Genomic DNA, 16,702 nt, shown 5'->3' with positions numbered 1-16,702 from the left:
GTGCGGGCCGTCGTCCGCGTACGGGCAACAAAAGAAGAGCGTTAACGGAGCCGCGCCATCAGCGCGTGCTCGACCAGCGTGATCAGCGCGCTCTTCGCGTCCGCGCGGTGGCGGGCGTCGGTCGTGATGATCGGGGTGTCCGGGCCGATCTGCAGCGCCTCGCGCACCTCGTCGGGCGTGTACGGCTGGTGGCCGTCGAAGCCGTTGAGGGCGATGACGAAGGGCAGCCCGGAGTTCTCGAAGTAGTCGACGGCGGGGAAGCAGTCGGCGAGCCGCCTCGTGTCGACCAGGACGACCGCGCCGATGGCGCCACGGACCAAGTCGTCCCACATGAACCAGAAGCGGTCCTGACCCGGCGTACCGAAGAGGTACAGGATCAGGTCCTGGTCCAGGGTGATGCGACCGAAGTCCATGGCCACCGTCGTGGTGGTCTTGTCTCCGGTGTGGGTCAGGTCGTCGATGCCCGCTGACGCGGACGTCATGACGGCCTCGGTGCGCAGCGGGTTGATCTCAGAGACCGCCCCGACGAACGTGGTCTTGCCCACGCCGAAGCCGCCCGCCACCACGATTTTCGCGCTGGTGGTGGAGCGGGCTGTTGCTCCGCCGCTAGAGCTTGCGAAGTCCACTGAGCACCCTTTCGAGCAGTGTCACGTCTGGCTGGCCGCCGGCGGACTCGTCGCCGCCGGGCTGATGGATGGCGACAAGTCCGGCCTCCGCCAGGTCGGCTACGAGGATCCGGGCGACGCCGAGGGGGATGGAGAGGAGCGCCGAGATCTCGGCGACCGACTTGATCTCCCGGCACAGGTTGCAGATGCGCTGATGCTCGGGCAACTGGCCCTGCAACTGGTGCGGTTGTGCGGTGGTGTGCACCAGCGCCTCGATGGCGAGCTGGTAGCGCGGCCTGGTGCGGCCGCCCGTCATGGCGTACGGGCGCACCAGGGGGTTGCTCGCCGACCCGGCGGGCGCCGGTTCAGGGGCGCGCCGCTGGGGGTGCACCGGCTGGATGCGGGGCGCGCGCGCCGGGGTGCCCTGGTCGTACGGACGCGGCCCCGGCTGCTGGGGCTGCGCGTACGGCTGGCGGCGGTGGCTCGGCGCGGAGGGGAAGTTGTACCTGTTCGGCCCGCCGTCGTGCTGACCACCCTGGCCATGACCAGGGGACCAGTTCGCCGATGACGAACCGTCTGGGGGTGTTGCCACGTTTCTTCCTCCTCCAACTGTGCCGGGCCCATCACTGTGGAGCCGCGTCCCGAAACCTTACGGGCACAAGACGCGAAAACGCACCGTCTGTCTGTTAGTTGAGAAGGCTCCCCTGGAGCTCCGCGCGCAGGTCCGGCGTGAGAACGGTGCCCGCGCGGTCGACAAGAAGTGCCATCTCGTACCCAATGAGACCGATGTCCGCATCCGGGTGGGCGAGAACGGCGAGCGAGGAACCGTCGGAAATGGACATGATGAAGAGAAATCCTCGCTCCATCTCCACAACGGTCTGGGTCACGGAGCCGCCCTCGAAGATCCGGGAGGCCCCGGCGGTCAGCGAGGTAAGGCCGGAGGCGACGGCCGCGAGCTGATCGGCGCGGTCGCGGGGGAAGCCTTCGGACATCGCCAGAAGGAGTCCGTCGGCGGAGACCACCACTGTGTGGGACACCCCGGGGGTGTTGTCCACGAAGTTGGTGATCAACCAGTTCAGGTTCTGTGCCGCCTGGCTCATCGGGCTCACACTAACGCTCCTGGTTGTAGGTGCTATCAGGGCTGAAGCCCTGGCCATTCGTGTCACTGCTCGAGTTGCGTCCCCGCTGGACGCCGCGGCGCAGGTTGCTCAGCCTGCCCCGCACCTCCTCGGGGTCGCGGGAGACCTGGGGGCCGCCCTGTGGGGTCTGTTCCGCGGTGCCCTCGACCAGATTGGCCTTGGGCACCCGCCGCGGGAGCCCGGACGAGGTGACCCCGCCCGCCTTCGGCTCCTTGAGGCGCTCGGCTCGCTGCCAGCGCTCGTCGTTGGACGAACGCCAGTCGTCCTTGCCCTCGCTCGGGGCGGGGGAACTCTCGTTCCCGTTCGCACCGGAGGAGCCCCTGCGGGGGAGGCCCGCGTCGGTCATCTCGTGGACGACGGACGGAGTCGGTCCCGGCCGGTCGAAGCCTACGCGCTCGTCGTCGGCCGCGGGGGCCGCCTGCGCGGATTCCGCTTCCTGGCCGTACTCGGCCTGGTAGCCGTCAGCGGTGGGCCAGTCGTCCTGACGGGACCGCTCCGGATAGGGCAGCTGCTGGTCCTGGTAGCCGGCCGCGCCATCCGAGCCGTCAACGTAGTGCTGCTCGGCCGGCGCGTACTGCTCGGCGCCGTAGCCGTTCTCGGCGTACTGCGCGTCGGTGTACTGCGGCTGTGCGTACTCACCGGTGGCGTACTGCTCGTTCTCGTACGCGCCGCCCTGGTCGTACGTGGCCTGCTGGTGCTCGTCGTACGCGGGGGCCTGCTGGTCGTAGCCGCCCTGCTGCTCGTACGCACCCGGCTGCGGCTGCTGCTGTGCCTGCTGCTGCGGCTCGACCTCGTCGCGGAAGAGCGGGCGGTGGGCGCCGGGCTGCTGGGCCTGCGCCTCCAGGGCCGCGCGGCGCTCCTCACGCATCAGTGAACGGCCGACCGGGTCCAGCTCGGGCTGCACCTCGCCGCCGTCACCGTGGTAGCGGCTGTCGTCGAAGCCCAGCTCCGCGGCGGTGCGCAGCGGCTCGGCCGCAAGGACCTGCTGCTCCGGGATGATCGAGGAGACGGTGAACTCGTCCTGCGCGGGCTGGTCGCCACCGCCACCGTGCGTGATCGCGTCCGGCAGCATGACCAGCGACGTGGTGCCCGCCTGCTCGCCCGAGGGGCGCAGCTGCACGCGGATGCCGTGCCGGTCGGACAGCCGGCCGACCACGAACAGACCCATGCGCTGCGAGATCGCGGCGTCCACGGTCGGCGGGTTGGCCAGCTTGTGGTTGATGTCCGCGAAGTCCTCGGCGGTGAGGCCGATGCCCTTGTCGTGGATCTCGACCATGATGCGGCCGTCGGGCAGCCTGGTCGCGGTGACGCGGACCTTGGTCTGCGGGGAGGAGAACGTGGTGGCGTTCTCCAGGAGCTCGGCGAGCAGGTGCACGAGGTCGGTCACGGCCAGGCCGTGGATCTCGGCCTCCGGGACGCCCTGCAGCTCGATGCGCTCGTACTGCTCCACCTCGGAGGAGGCGGCGCGGAGCACGTCGACCAGCGGGACCGGCTGGTCCCAGCGGCGGCCCGGCTCCTCGCCGGAGAGGACCAGGAGGTTCTCGCCGTTGCGGCGCATACGGGTCGCCAGGTGGTCCAGGCGGAAGAGGTTCTCCAGCTGGTCCGGGTCGGCCTCGTTGTTCTCCAGGTCGGTGATGAGGGTCAGCTGGCCCTCGATCAGCGACTGGTTGCGGCGCGACAGGTTGGTGAAGATCGCGTTGATGTTGCCCCGGAGCAGCGCCTGCTCGGCGGCGAGCCGCACGGCCTCGCGGTGCACCTGGTCGAAGGCGCGGGCGACCTCGCCGATCTCGTCCGTGGAGTTGATCGGGATGGGCTGCACGCGGGTGTCCACGCGGCCCGGGTCGGTGCGCGACAGCTGGTCGACCAGCATCGGAAGGCGCTGCTCGGCGATGCCGAAGGCGGCGGTACGCAGCTGACGCATCGCCTTGGACATCTGGCGGGCCATCATCCCGGCCAGGATGAAGGCGGCGAGCAGCGCGAGCACCACGATGGCACCGGTGATGTACGCGTTGCGCTGCGCGGTGGCGGCGATGTCGGACGCCTCGTCCACGGCCTTGTCGGCGAGGTCCGACTCGATGGTGCGGTAGGCGTCGAACTTGGCGGTGGTGGTGGCCCACCAGGCCTTGGGCGTGATGCCCTTGCCGGCCAGCTCGACGCGTGCGCTCGGCTGGGTGCTCGGCATGGTGGCGATGGCCGCGACCATCTTGTCCTGCGAGAGGGCCGGGCCGCCCTGCTTCTCGGCGGCGGCCGCAAGCTCCTTCTTGGCGTCCTCCAGCTTGGCGACGTCCTCGGGGGTGCCGCCGCCGGTGTACTCCTCGATGGCGATGCGCTCCAGGTAGGCGTACGAGGAGAACGAGGTGCGCTGGAGCGTGAACGAACCGGTGCCGGGGCCCGGCTCGACCAGGAGGTGCGTGCCGATGGACCGCTGGAGGGAGAGCGCTGCCTTGGAGAGCGAGATCGCGTAGACGGTGCGGCCGTAGCTTGTGATGTTGCCGGTGCCCAGACCGAGCTCGTTGGCGAACTCCATCAGCGGGTGCTGGATGGCGACGTAGCCCTCTTCGGTCTTCACACCGGGAAGCCTGGTGGTGTACGCGGCCTGACGCAGCGGGGCGAGCTTCGGCTCGACCTTGTGGAAGGCGTCGAGACGACGGTTGAGGCCTTCCTTGTCCGGCATGCTCTCCGCCGCGGACTTGAACTCGGCGGCGGCGCGGTCGGTGGCCTTGCGGGCCTTGACGACGACCGGGTCGTTCCGCTTGCCGCGCAGCAGGGGAGCGGCGGTGAGGTCGCGCTCCTCGATGAGGCGGTTGCCGTAGTTCAGCGACGCCCGCACCAGGCGGGCGGTGCTCTCGGCGTCCTGGGCCTCGCTCCAGGTGTCGATGGAGCCCTTCACCTGGAAGCCGCCCATGACGAGACCGACGAGCACGGGTATGAGCAGGATCGCGTTCAGTCTGGTCGGCACGCGCCAGTTGCGGGGCGACATCCGCCCGCCGGAGGGAGCCGGGGACTCGTTGCCGGGGGCGGCGCTCACGTCAACGGGGGACGCCGCTGTGCGCGGCGGCGGGGTGAAGTTGCCCCGCGCGTCCCCGGTGGGGGATGCCGCGGGACTCGGCTTGCTTCGCCTCACTCGACCAACAACCTCTCGGCGGCGGCACTCACGTCGTGCCGCTGTCGTCTCCAAGGCCCGTGCTACTGGGCAGTTCAGCGCATTCCAGCACGTCAGGGGCTGCTCTTCCAAACACCAGGAAGGGCCGGTTCCGAGTGGTGTAAGCCTCAGATAAATCGGTCATAAAGAGCGAGCCCCGCCAAAAGGCGGGGCTCTTGTGAGCACAGCGACACCAGGTGACCGCGACGCGTGGCGGTTACCTTGCAATTCTCTGTCGAAACGTTATGAACACGGCGCACGGCCGTGTCAAAGGACACAGGCCGCTCCGGTTTGACTACGACAACTGCCGTACGGACCTGCCTACTTGAGACGTGCCATAAGTGCGTGTTCGACCAGCGTGATCAAGCCACTCTTTGCGTCCGCACGGTGTCGCGCGTCCGTCGTGATGATCGGTGTCCCGGGGCCGATCTGCAGCGCCTCGCGGACCTCGTCGGGCGTGTACGGCTGGTGGCCGTCGAAGCCGTTGAGGGCGATGACGAACGGCAGCCCGGAGTTCTCGAAGTAGTCGACGGCCGGGAAGCAGTCGGCGAGCCTGCGGGTGTCCACGAGCACGACCGCGCCGATGGCGCCGCGCACGAGGTCGTCCCACATGAACCAGAAGCGGTCCTGCCCCGGCGTACCGAAGAGGTACAGGATCAGGTCCTGGTCCAGGGTGATGCGGCCGAAGTCCATGGCGACGGTGGTCGTCGTCTTGTCCCCGGTGTGGGTCAGGTCGTCGATGCCCGCGGACGCGGACGTCATGACGGCCTCGGTGCGCAGCGGGTTGATCTCGGAGACGGCCCCGACGAACGTGGTCTTGCCCACGCCGAAGCCGCCCGCCACCACGATCTTCGCGGAGGTGGTGGAGCGGGCCGAGCCCGAGTCACTAGAGCTGGCGAAGTCCACTGAGCACCCTTTCGAGCAGTGTCACGTCTGGCTGGCCGCCGGCGCTCTCGTCGCCGCCGGGCTGGTGGATGGCGACGAGCCCGGCCTCCGCCAGGTCCGCCACGAGGATCCGGGCCACACCGAGCGGCATCGACAGGAGCGCGGAGACCTCGGCCACCGACTTGACCTCACGGCACAGGTGGCAGATCCGCTGGTGCTCGGGGAGCATCCCCATCAGCTGGGCCGGGTCGGCCGTGGTGCTCACCAGCGCCTCGATGGCGAGTTGGTAGCGGGGCCGGGTCCGGCCGCCGGTCATCGCGTAGGGCCGCACCAGCGGCTGGTCGCCCTCCATTCCGTACGAGGCGTCGCCGTACGGGTTGTGAGAGGCGGTGGGCGGGGTCATGGATCCTCCGGGCGGGACAGCAGGTCATCTGCGTGTGCCGTCTGACAGAGCCGGTGGGGGCAGTGTGGCGGCCGGACGGTTGGTCAGTACGTTCGGTCGGTGGGGCGGCCGAAGGGGGAAGGCTTCGGAGCGTGCTCCGGGCTAGTGGAGCAGGCTGCCCTGCAGCTCGGCGCGGAGGTCCGGGGTGAGGACGGCGCCCGCGCGGTCGACGAGGAGGGCCATCTCGTAGCCGACGAGGCCGATGTCGCACTCGGGGTGCGCGAGCACGGCCAGGGACGAACCGTCGGAGACGGACATGATGAAGAGGAACCCCCGCTCCATCTCCACCACGGTCTGGGTGACGGTGCCGCCCTCGAAGATCCGGGAGGCCCCGGCGGTCAGCGAGGTCAGGCCGGAGGCGACCGCGGCGAGCTGGTCGGCGCGGTCGCGGGGGAAGCCTTCGGACATCGCCAGAAGGAGTCCGTCGGCGGAGACCACCACTGTGTGGGACACCCCGGGGGTGTTGTCCACGAAGTTGGTGATCAACCAGTTCAGATTCTGTGCCGCCTGGCTCATCGGGCTCAACTAACGCTCCTGCTGGTGAGTGGGGCGAGGGAAACTGCCGGTCTGGCCGGTACCGGCCTGGCGCCCCTGCTGGATGCCCCGACGGAGATTCGTCAGCCGGCCGCGTACGTCATCGGGCGCACGCGAGACCTGCGGACCTGTGCTGTCCTGCTGCTGCTGGGCCGTGCCCGCGACCAGGTTGGCCCGCGGGACGCGGCGCGGCAGTCCGGATGTGGTGACGCCGCCCGCGGTGGGCTGCCGGACGCGCTCGGCCTGGCGGCCCAGCTCGTCGTTGGGGGAGGAGCGCCAACCGCTCGGCATGCCGTTGCCGTTGGTGCCGCCTCCGCCCGCGGGCGCGGCGTTCGGGTCCTGGCGCTGGGGGCGCGAGGGGAGCGGGCGCTGCGGCGGCTCGGCGGCCTGGCGCGGCGCGGCCTCGGGGGCCTGCCTGCCCTGCTGCTCCTGCGGCGCGGCCTGCCGGTGCTGCTGCTCCTGCTGGGCCGCCTGCTGCTGGGCCGCCTGCTGGTTCTGCTGCTGCTGGAACCAGTTGGTCTCCAGCGTGTCGAACAGCGGCGTACGGCCGTCGCCGGGGCCGGCCGGGGGCAGGGGCTCGGGCTCCGCGGGCTGAAGGGGCTGCGCGGGCTGCAGGTGCTGCTGCTGGTTCTGCTGAGCCTGCTGGCCCTGTTGCGGCGCCTGACCCGGACCGTGACCCTGACCCGGCTGCTGGGGGAGACCCTGGTGAGGGTCGCCCTGGCCGCGGCGCGGGGCCGGCGGGCGCGGCACGGTGTAGTCGGGCATCTCCCGATTGCCGTGCTGCGCCGGGGCGTTGGCCTGGTTCTGCTGCTGGTTCTGCGGCAGGCCCTGGTTCTGGGGCTGGTTCTGGCCCTGGTTCTGCCGGCCGCCCTGGCCGCCGAAGACGTCGGAGCGGACGAACTGCCCGGTGGAGCCGCTGTCCTGCGGCGCCGGGGTGCCGTGCGCCGGAGTACCGGGCGGCGGTGCGTCGAAGTCCGGGCGGGCGAACTCCGCGGTGGAGCCGGGGCCCTGCCGGTCGTCCGTACCCGCCGGAGGCTGGGGGAACTGGCCGGTGGACTCGTGCTCCTCGTGGCCCCGCGGGGTGTCGAAGGGCTCGCGCGCCACCTGCGGCTGCGCGTTCTCGTCGCTCCAGCTGGGCACGCGCGGCTGCGGGTTGCCCCCGGGCAGCTCGGCACGCGGGCCGCCGCGCGGCGGCAGCTGGGGCCTGCGGCCCTGGTCACCGGCGTCGGCCTGGGCGTTCGCCGGCGGCTTCATGGCGTTCGTACGCTGCTGGGGCACCGGAGGCTGCGGCGCGTTGCCGCCGCGACCGCGCTGCGGCGCCTGCGGCTGACCGCCCTGCGGACGCTGACCCTGACCGGGGGCCTGGCCGAGACCCAGACCGGGACCCTGACCCGGTCCTTGACCTTGGCCCGGTCCCTGAGGCTGACCCGGACCCTGCCCCTGCCCACGGCCCTGAGCCTGACCCCGACCCTGACCCGTGTCCCGGGAAGGCAGCGCGGCCCGCGGACCCGAGCCCGCGACCTGCTGGCGCGGCGCACCGGCACCGAGCAGCCCGGGCCCACCCTGGGCACCGGCACCGGCACCGGCACCCGCACCGGGGCCACCGCCGAGCGCGGGACCACCGCGTCCGGGGCCACCGGTCAGACCGGGACCGTTGCCACCCGCACCGACACCGCGACGCGCGGCAGCGGCACCGGCCGCGGCCTGGGCCGCCGCGGGACCGCCGGTCGGGGAGGGCGCACCGGGCTTGCCCGGCATCTTCTTGCCGCCCTGGGCGACGTCGACGGGCAGCATGACCAGCGCGGTCGTACCACCGGAGTCGGACGGGCGGAGCTGGATGCGGATGCCGTGGCGCTGCGACAGACGGCCGACCACGAACAGACCCATGCGGCGCGAGACCGAGACGTCCACGGTGGGCGGCGACGCGAGCCGCTCGTTGATCGCGGCGAGGTCCTCGGGCGAGAGGCCGATGCCGGTGTCGTGGATCTCGATCAGGACGCGGCCGTCGGGCAGCGCGTGACCGGTGACCTTGACCTTGGTCTGCGGCGAGGAGAACGACGTCGCGTTCTCGAGCAGCTCGGCGAGGAGGTGCACGAGGTCGTTGACGACGCGTCCGGCGACCTCGGTCGCGGGCACCGAGGAGAGTTCGATGCGCTCGTACTGCTCCACCTCGGACGCGGCGGCACGCAGCACGTCGACGAGCGGCACGGGCCGGGTCCAGCGGCGGCCCGGCTCCTCACCGGCGAGGACGAGGAGGTTCTCGCCGTTACGGCGCATGCGGGTCGCGAGGTGGTCGAGCTTGAAGAGCGAGGACAGCTGGTCCGGGTCGGCCTCGCGCGACTCCAGCTCGGAGATGAGCGAGAGCTGGCGCTGGATGAGGCCCTGCGAACGGCGCGAGAGGTTGGTGAACATCGCGTTGACGTTGCCCCGGAGGAGGGCCTGCTCGGCGGCGAGGCGGACGGCCTCGCGGTGCACGTCGTCGAAGGCCGCGGCCACCTGGCCGATCTCGTCCCGGGAGTGCACACCGACGGACTCGACGGAGGTGTCGACGTCCTGCGGGTCCGACTCCGAGAGCTGCTTGACCAGCTCGGGCAGGCGGTCCTGGGCGACCTTGGTCGCGGTGTCCTGGAGCCGGCGCAGCGAGCGGATCATGGAGCGGGCCACGACGAACGCGCCGACGAGCGAGACGCCGAGCACGAGCAGGATCAGCGCACCGTTGAGGATGGCCGACTGCTCCGACTCGTTGCGCAGCTCGCGGGCCTTCTGCTCCATCTCGCCGAGCAGCGTCAGCTCGATCTTCGCCATCGCGTCGATCTTGGTGGTGTCGGCGTCGACCCAGTCCTTGTAGGACCGCTTGTCCTGGAGCTTGATGCCGCCTTCCTGCTCGAGCACGCGCTTGGCGTATTCGTTGGCGCCCTTGATCGCGGGGTTGGCGCCGTCGATGGGCTTGGTCAGCTCACCGGCGTTGCCCGCGTAGATCTTGCTGAAGGTCTGGAGCTCCGAGCGCTCCTTCTCGTTGGCGCTGAGGCCGAAGGTGCGGTCGGTCTCGGAGATCTTGCCGTACTCGTTGTCGTTCGCAGGCAGGGCCGCGGCGATGATCGCGCGCTGTACGGACGCGTACTCCTTGGCCGACGAGAAGGCGGCCAGCGAGCGCGTGCGCTGGATCATGTCCGGGTTGCTCGTCGCCTGCGCCATGTCCTGCGACAGCTTGAGGAGCTGCTCGACGAGCTGGCTGTAGGCCTCGACCGTCTGCGAGGTGGAGCCCTTGTCGGTGAAGGCCTGCTTGCGGACGTCGTTGATGCCCTGCAGCTGCTGGGTGATCTGGACGGCGCTGTGCCGGACGCCGAGGAGGCCCTTCTCGCCGTCGGTGTCGTTGAGGTCCTGGGTGCCCTGCAGGAAGTTGCGGTAGACCCGGTCGGTCTTCTCGCGGGCGCCCTTGACCGTGTAGTCGGAGGCCTTCGCGCCGTGCGCGAGGGGGCCGGCCGACTTGTCGCGCTCCTCCTGGAGCGCGGCGGCCAGCTCGGTGGCCTGCTTGGTCATCTCGGTCAGCAGCTTCATGTTGTCGAGCTGCTGGATCTCGTCCAGGGACGAGTTGATGCGGAGCGCGCCGAGCGAGGTCGCGGTGATCACGGGGAGCGCGAGCAGCGAGACCAGTCGGGTGGAGATGCGCCAGTTGCGCAGGGCTATTCGCGAGCCGGTGCTGGGTGCCTTGGTGCCGGTCGAGCCCTTGCCCTTGCTCTTGGCCTGGGCGGCCGTCGAGCCGCTGCCGACGGCTCCCTGGCGTGCGGCCCCGGGGCCGCTGTCGCCGGGCGTACCCGGTCCGGGGTTCTGGGCGTGCTGGGGCGAGGAGCCGCCCGGCTCCGCCGGAGCATCCCCTCGGCCGCGGTCGGCCTGGGGAGACCCCTTGCCATCCCTCTTGAAACGTCCCTGCACTAGCGTCGCAACCTCTGGACCAGGCGTCCTGCCGGATAACGGCGGGACGGTGTCGGCGTCGTGGGGCGCCAAGCGCCCCCTATGTGGTCGTGAGTGACCGGCGCTTGCTCCCCCTCCCCGCCGCCACTCGGCGCTGCGTTGCGCCCCTGCGCGCCGGTTCGATCCCGCGGCGGTCCCGGGAATTCCAGCACAGTGCAGGATCTCCAACAAGGCCCGTGTGTCGCGCCACGGCCTGCGTGACGCGTTGTGAGTGGGGGGTCACCAGACGTAGAAAGTGATCTAGTAAAAAACGGACTCATCCCCACAAAGCTTCTACCGGCGGGGGGTGTCCCAGTCTTCATGATCAGGAGCGGAATGGTGCCTTCAGTGGCGCAATGTCCGTTTCCAACGGGTCGACCCCGGGCCCGGATTGACCTTTTTGTCCGCTAACTCGTGAGCAAACTCACATGAAGATCTTGGCGTCTTCCGGACTTTGGCCGGGAATTGGATGTTTAGCCTGACGCTTTACAGGGATGGCGAATCCGACAAGCCGCGTCCACCACGTGACGCCTCAACCGACAAGGTCCGAACAGCAGATGAAGACTGTGAAGTCGACGATGTTCCGCAACATAGCCAACCCGCGCCGCACCACTCTCGCGCACCTCAAGGACGCGGACGACGTCCAGGCCGCGCCCGAGCAGCCGGAGCACGCCGTGGAACTGCCGACGCAGACCGCCAACCCGAAGCGCACGATCCTCATGGACGCGCCGGAGCAGCCCGCCCCCGTAGCGGGTTAATGGCGGGAGGTCGGACCCGCCTGCCGCGTTAGCCTGGAGTGTCACACTCCACCCATTCCAGCAAGGGGCCAAGGCACACGTGCGCATCGCCAGGTTCTCCATCGACGGCAACGTCGCCTTCGGCGCGGTCGAGGGCGAAAGTCCCCCCGGAACGACCGATGGGCTCGTCCTCGACATCATCAAGGGCATCCCGTTCGCGGACTTCGAGCTCTCCGGCACGAAGGTCCCGCTGAGCAAGGTCAGGCTGCTGCCCCCGGTGCTCCCCAACAAGGTCGTGGGCATCGGCCGCAACTACGCGGACCACGCGGCGGAGCTCGGCAACGAGGTCCCCGACGTCCCGGTCGCCTTCTTCAAGCCGTCCACCTCGGTGGCGGGCCCTGGCGACGCCATCGTGTACCCCTCCTTCTCGCAGGAGGTGCACCACGAGGCCGAGCTGGCCGTGGTCATCGGCCGCATGTGCCGCGAGGTCCCGCGCGAGCGCGCCCGTGACGTCATCCTCGGCTACACCTGCGCGAACGACGTCACCGCGCGTGACGTGCAGAAGCGCGAGAAGCAGTGGGCCAGGGCCAAGGGCTTCGACACCGCGTGCCCGCTCGGCCCCTGGGTGGAGACCGACCTCGACCCCTCCGACCTCACCATCCAGTGCACGGTCAACGGCGAACAGCGCCAGCTGGGGCGCACGGCCGAGATGGTCCGCTCCGTCGAGGACCTGATCGTGCACATCTCCGAGGCCATGACGCTGCTCCCCGGCGACGTCATCCTCACGGGCACCCCGGCAGGCGTCGGGCCGCTCAACGTCGGCGACGAGGTCGCCGTCACCATCGAAGGCATCGGCACTCTCACCAACAAGGTGATCAAGCGTGGCTAACGCGACCCCCGTACGCGTACGGTTCTGTCCCTCGCCGACCGGCAACCCCCACGTGGGCCTGGTCCGCACCGCCCTCTTCAACTGGGCCTTCGCCCGGCACAACGAGGGCACCCTGGTCTTCCGCATCGAGGACACCGACGCCGCGCGCGACTCGGAGGAGTCGTACGAGCAGCTCCTCGACTCGATGCGCTGGCTGGGCTTCGACTGGGACGAGGGCCCCGAGATCGGCGGCCCGCACGCGCCGTACCGCCAGTCGCAGCGCATGGACATCTACCGGGACGTCGCGGCCAAGCTCCTGGACGGCGGCTACGCCTACCCCTGCTACTGCACCACCGAGGAGCTGGACGCCCGCCGCGAGGCCGCCCGCGCCGCCGGCAAGCCGTCCGGTTACGACGGCCACTGCCGCGACCTCACCGCCGAGCAGAAGCAGGCGTACGAGACCGAGGGCCGCAGCCACATCGTCCGCTTCCGCATGCCGGACGAGGCCACCACCTTCACCGACCTGGTCCGCGGCGAGATCACCGTCCAGGCGGAGAACGTCACCGACTACGGCATCGTGCGTGCCAACGGCGCCCCGCTGTACACGCTGGTCAACCCGGTCGACGACGCCCTGATGGAGATCACCCACGTCCTGCGCGGCGAGGACCTGCTCTCCTCCACCCCGCGCCAGATCGCGCTCTACAAGGCGCTGATCGAGCTCGGCGTCGCGAAGGCGATCCCGGAGTTCGGCCACCTGCCGTACGTCATGGGCGAGGGCAACAAGAAGCTCTCCAAGCGCGACCCGCAGGCGTCCCTCAACCTCTACCGCGAGCGCGGCTTCCTCCCGGAGGGCCTCCTGAACTACCTGTCGCTCCTCGGCTGGTCGTTCTCCGCGGACCAGGACGTCTTCTCGATCTCCGACATGGTCGCGAAGTTCGACCTCGCGGACGTCAACGCGAACCCGGCCCGCTTCGACCTGAAGAAGGCCGAGGCGATCAACGCCGACCACATCCGCATGCTGGACGTGAAGGCCTTCGCCGAGGCCTGCGAGCCCTGGCTGAAGGCCCCGCACGCCAACTGGGCGCCCGAGGACTTCGACGAGGCGGCCTGGCAGGCCATCGCGCCGCACGCGCAGACCCGCCTCAAGGTCCTCTCCGAGATCACCGACAACGTCGACTTCCTCTTCCTGCCGGAGCCGGTCTTCGACGAGCCGAGCTGGACGAAGGCCATGAAGGAGGGCTCCGACGCCCTCCTGCGCACGGCCCGCGCCAAGCTGGAGGCGGCCGACTGGACCTCCCCCGAGTCCCTCAAGGAGGCCGTTCTGGCCGCCGGCGAGGAGCACGGCCTGAAGCTCGGCAAGGCCCAGGCCCCGGTCCGCGTGGCCGTCACCGGCCGCACGATCGGCCTGCCCCTCTTCGAGTCCCTGGAGATCCTGGGCAAGGAGAAGACCCTGACCCGCATCGACGCGGCCCTGGCGAAGCTCACCGCGTAGCGACGCGTACGCATACGCAGCCGAAGGACCCGGAAGCCTCCACGGCTCCCGGGTCCTTCGCATACCGTCGAAACATGCCGATCAAAGCCGTGGTCTGGGACATCGACACTGCGTTCATCGGGGGATAACCCCCGAACCCCCAGCCGGGGGCCGTGACTGCGGTTACCGTCGGCAGTATGCCGATCAGAGCCGTGGTCTGGGACATCGATGACACCATCTTCGACTACGCGCGCGCCGACAGCGCCGGCATGCACGCGCACCTCACCGCCGAGGGGCTCCTGGAGCGGTACGAGTCCGCCGAGCGTGCCCTCGGGCGGTGGCGGGAGCTCACCGAGCGGCACTGGGCCCGCTTCGGCGCCGGAGGGGTGACCTTCCAGGAGCAGCGCCGCGACCGGGTGCGGGACTTCCTCGACGCCCCCGCACTGAGCGACGCCGACGCCGACGCCTGGTTCGACCGTTACGTCGGTCACTACGAATCGGCCTGGTCCCTCTTCCCCGACACCGTCCCCACCCTGGACGCCCTCGCCGACGACTACCGCCACGCGGTGCTCTCCAACTCCGCCCTGTTCGTCCAGGACCGCAAACTGCGCCTCCTCGGCGTCCGCGACCGCTTCGAGGCCGTGCTGTGCGCCGCCGACCTGGGCGTCTCCAAGCCCGCCGCCGAGGCGTTCCTCGCGGTCTGTACGCACCTGGGCCTGGCCCCCGCCGAGATCGCCTACGTGGGCGACCAGCCGGAGATCGACGCCAGGGGCGCGAGGGACGCGGGCCTCGTCGGGATCTGGCTCGACCGCACCGGCACGGGGGGCGACGGCCCGGCCGGCGTACACCGGATCAGGGACCTCTCCGAGCTCCCCGCGCTGCTGCGTGCGGATACCCGTTTTGGAGCGCCGTCCACCTTCGGGTAATGTTCTTCCTGCGCCGCCCGAGAGGGCCGAAAGGTCCGGCCGGGAAGCGCAAGTCAAACAAAACCCCTTCCGGGGGTGGCGCTTTGATGGCCTATGGTGTAATTGGCAGCACGACGGTTTCTGGTTCCGTTAGTCTAGGTTCGAGTCCTGGTAGGCCAGCTCGCAGAGCTCATCTGCAACCTGTGGATCTCATCCACAATGCCCCCGTTGTGTAGCGGCCTAGCACGCCGCCCTCTCAAGGCGGTAGCGCCGGTTCGAATCCGGTCGGGGGTACAGATCCTTCCCGCGGGGACAGATCGGGTCGCACCCACTGTCACTGATGCAGGATCGCTAGGGCCCCCGTTGTGTAGCGGCCTAGCACGCCGCCCTCTCAAGGCGGTAGCGCCGGTTCGAATCCGGTCGGGGGTACTGTAGGTACTAGACATGGTCTAGACCACATTGGGCTATGGTGTAATTGGCAGCACGACGGTTTCTGGTTCCGTTAGTTTAGGTTCGAGTCCTGGTAGCCCAGCTGGATCGCGCGGTGACGCAAGATCCTCGCCCCCGTTGTGTAGCGGCCTAGCACGCCGCCCTCTCAAGGCGGTAGCGCCGGTTCGAATCCGGTCGGGGGTACAGAAACGGCAAGGGGCCTTCCCGTGAGGGAGGGCCCCTTCGTCATTCCTCCGTACGCCGTTGCCCGTAACGGCTCGTGGACTCCTCCGCCTGCGCGATGCGGCGCAGGCTCAGCAGCACCGGCTCGTACAGCACCGTGAGCGCCACGGCCGCCTCCAGCTGCCGGTCGGGCGACTCGTACCGCTCGATCAAGTCCAGGTCGGTCACGGCCAGTTGGCGTCCCGCGTACGCGTAGGGCGCCAAGTCGTCGACACCGCACGGATATCCGAGCCGGGCCAGGGTGGCGACGGCGGTCACCAGCACCCGATGGGCAGGCGACGCCTCCGCGCCGTCGCGCGTGCACTCCCAGTCGAGCCGCGTCAGCAGTGCGTCGACCGTGGCACGCGCCTCCCGGGCCGCCGCGTCGTCCTCGGCCGACTCCTGGCCGTGCGGCAGCGCCGAGACCGCCGTGCCCAGACGGGAGTTGTGGTCCAGCGACTCGTCCTCCAGGGCGGTCAGTACCTCGCGCGCCGAGGCGATCGGAACCCGTCCCACCTGGATCAGCGCCCGCACGAGCCGCAGTCGCTGCAGATGCGAGTCGTCGTACTCCGCCTGCGTCGCCGTCACGCGGCGGCCGGGCGGCAGCAGGCCCTCGCGCAGGTAGTACTTGATCGTGGCCGTGGGGATCCCGCTGAGCCTGCTCAGCTCCGCCAGTTTCATCGGTGGTGCCTCCTCTTGCGCCTCCCTTTGGGGAGTGGCACTATCCAAACATGGATAGCGGGACTATCCAATGTCCGGGCGGGGCTACGGCAAGGGAGAGCATCGTGGGCGGCAAGCCGATCGAAGGGCGCATGACCGCGGACGCGCAGGGAGGCGTCGTCGTCTTCCACATCGGGATGCGCATCAACAGCTTCCGTGCGGTGCGGAGCTGGTGGCCCGTCTTCTGGGCGATGGCCCGCATGCTCAAGGACCTGCCGGAGGACCGGGGGAGCGGACTGCTGGGATACCGGCTGCTCCTCGGCGGCCCGCGGTTGGTGTACGTCGTCCAGTACTGGGAGTCGCAGGAGAAGCTGCTGGCGTACTCGGTCGCCCAGGGCAAGGAACACCGGCCCGCCTGGGCGGCGTGGAACCGCCGGGTCAGGGAGGGCAGGGGGAAGGTCGGCTTCTGGCACGAGACGTACGTCGTGCCGGCCGGCGCCCACGAGGCGGTGTACGTCAACATGCCGGCGTTCGGCCTGGGCGAGGCCATCGGTGTCATCCCGGTCGGCCGCCGCGGGGACCGGGCCGCCGACCGGCTGCAGACGGCCTGAAGCCCGCAGGGGAGGCGGCGGCCAGAGAAGCGGGGGCCGCGTGAGAGGAGCGGGCGGGCAAAGAGGAGCGCCGGAAGGGGCCGCCGCGGCGTTGGGGCGGC

Annotated in this window: 14 protein-coding genes and 5 tRNA genes; 10 read left to right on the top strand and 9 right to left on the bottom strand. The window is 70.1% G+C overall.

All coding sequences use genetic code 11. The annotated features are described in order from the left end of the window. Positions 1-41: 41 nt before the first annotated feature. The 8 genes from ACZ7LU_RS11695 to ACZ7LU_RS11660 all read right to left on the bottom strand — a co-directional run bounded on the left by ACZ7LU_RS11695 (position 42) and on the right by ACZ7LU_RS11660 (position 10,680). Positions 42-626: a GTP-binding protein gene (locus ACZ7LU_RS11695; RefSeq protein ID WP_030361923.1), complete on the bottom strand. Its 585-nt coding sequence runs from the start codon at positions 624-626 to the stop codon at positions 42-44. Continuing rightward, the gene (locus tag ACZ7LU_RS11690) at positions 607-1,197 is read right to left on the bottom strand and encodes a DUF742 domain-containing protein (protein WP_398308769.1); all 591 of its coding nucleotides are present in this window, start codon (positions 1,195-1,197) and stop codon (positions 607-609) included. The genes ACZ7LU_RS11695 and ACZ7LU_RS11690 overlap by 20 nt, the downstream gene beginning before the upstream one ends. A 94-nt stretch (positions 1,198-1,291) precedes the next feature. Beyond that, positions 1,292-1,705, bottom strand: coding sequence for a roadblock/LC7 domain-containing protein (locus ACZ7LU_RS11685; protein WP_030787419.1), 414 nt, complete (start codon positions 1,703-1,705; stop codon positions 1,292-1,294). Positions 1,706-1,715: 10 nt separating this feature from the next. Then, positions 1,716-4,868 (bottom strand): sensor histidine kinase, encoded by a 3,153-nt coding sequence (locus ACZ7LU_RS11680; protein WP_471916608.1) that lies wholly within the window; start codon positions 4,866-4,868, stop codon positions 1,716-1,718. A 339-nt stretch (positions 4,869-5,207) separates the two neighbouring features. After that, entirely contained in the window at positions 5,208-5,792 is a 585-nt protein-coding gene (locus ACZ7LU_RS11675) for a GTP-binding protein (protein WP_362998169.1), read from the bottom strand. Further along, a complete protein-coding gene (locus ACZ7LU_RS11670) occupies positions 5,773-6,174 on the bottom strand; it encodes a DUF742 domain-containing protein (protein WP_398308765.1) in 402 nt (133 codons plus the stop codon). The genes ACZ7LU_RS11675 and ACZ7LU_RS11670 overlap by 20 nt, the downstream gene beginning before the upstream one ends. A gap of 141 nt (positions 6,175-6,315) precedes the next feature. Next, positions 6,316-6,729, bottom strand: a complete 414-nt coding sequence (locus tag ACZ7LU_RS11665; protein WP_030787430.1) for a roadblock/LC7 domain-containing protein — start codon at positions 6,727-6,729, stop codon at positions 6,316-6,318. Positions 6,730-6,738: 9 nt separating this feature from the next. Next, complete coding sequence (locus tag ACZ7LU_RS11660; RefSeq protein ID WP_471916607.1) at positions 6,739-10,680, bottom strand: sensor histidine kinase; 3,942 nt, start codon at positions 10,678-10,680, stop codon at positions 6,739-6,741. A 575-nt stretch (positions 10,681-11,255) separates the two neighbouring features. Here ACZ7LU_RS11660 and ACZ7LU_RS11655 point away from each other — a divergent pair. From ACZ7LU_RS11655 to ACZ7LU_RS11615, 9 genes are all read left to right on the top strand, one after another. Beyond that, complete coding sequence (locus ACZ7LU_RS11655) at positions 11,256-11,456, top strand: hypothetical protein (RefSeq protein ID WP_398308761.1); 201 nt, start codon at positions 11,256-11,258, stop codon at positions 11,454-11,456. A gap of 79 nt (positions 11,457-11,535) precedes the next feature. Next, positions 11,536-12,324, top strand: a complete 789-nt coding sequence (locus tag ACZ7LU_RS11650; protein WP_362998161.1) for a fumarylacetoacetate hydrolase family protein — start codon at positions 11,536-11,538, stop codon at positions 12,322-12,324. Then, complete coding sequence (gene gltX, locus ACZ7LU_RS11645; protein ID WP_468089420.1) at positions 12,317-13,795, top strand: glutamate--tRNA ligase; 1,479 nt, start codon at positions 12,317-12,319, stop codon at positions 13,793-13,795. Before ACZ7LU_RS11650 ends, gltX begins: the two co-directional genes overlap by 8 nt. Positions 13,796-13,971: 176 nt before the next feature. Beyond that, on the top strand, positions 13,972-14,700 hold the full coding sequence (locus tag ACZ7LU_RS11640; protein WP_471916606.1) for an HAD family hydrolase: 729 nt from the start codon (positions 13,972-13,974) through the stop codon (positions 14,698-14,700). Between the two features lie 87 nt (positions 14,701-14,787). Continuing rightward, positions 14,788-14,859: transfer RNA gene (locus ACZ7LU_RS11635), tRNA-Gln, on the top strand. Positions 14,860-14,900: 41 nt separating this feature from the next. Next, a tRNA-Glu gene (locus tag ACZ7LU_RS11630) sits at positions 14,901-14,973 on the top strand. A gap of 62 nt (positions 14,974-15,035) precedes the next feature. Then, positions 15,036-15,108: transfer RNA gene (locus ACZ7LU_RS11625), tRNA-Glu, on the top strand. A 31-nt stretch (positions 15,109-15,139) separates the two neighbouring features. Next, a tRNA-Gln gene (locus ACZ7LU_RS11620) sits at positions 15,140-15,211 on the top strand. Between the two features lie 28 nt (positions 15,212-15,239). Further along, positions 15,240-15,312, top strand: a tRNA-Glu gene (locus tag ACZ7LU_RS11615). Between the two features lie 42 nt (positions 15,313-15,354). Here ACZ7LU_RS11615 and ACZ7LU_RS11610 read toward each other — a convergent pair. Beyond that, positions 15,355-16,011: a MerR family transcriptional regulator gene (locus tag ACZ7LU_RS11610; protein ID WP_398308755.1), complete on the bottom strand. Its 657-nt coding sequence runs from the start codon at positions 16,009-16,011 to the stop codon at positions 15,355-15,357. Between the two features lie 131 nt (positions 16,012-16,142). Between ACZ7LU_RS11610 and ACZ7LU_RS11605 the strand changes: the two genes are divergently transcribed. Beyond that, entirely contained in the window at positions 16,143-16,601 is a 459-nt protein-coding gene (locus ACZ7LU_RS11605; RefSeq protein WP_468313511.1) for a DUF4188 domain-containing protein, read from the top strand. Positions 16,602-16,702 lie beyond the last annotated feature (101 nt).

This window comes from Streptomyces sp. NPDC039462 (assembly GCF_055639375.1).
Note: the sequence above shows the minus strand (reverse complement) of the source record. Positions and strands in the feature narration are given on the sequence as shown.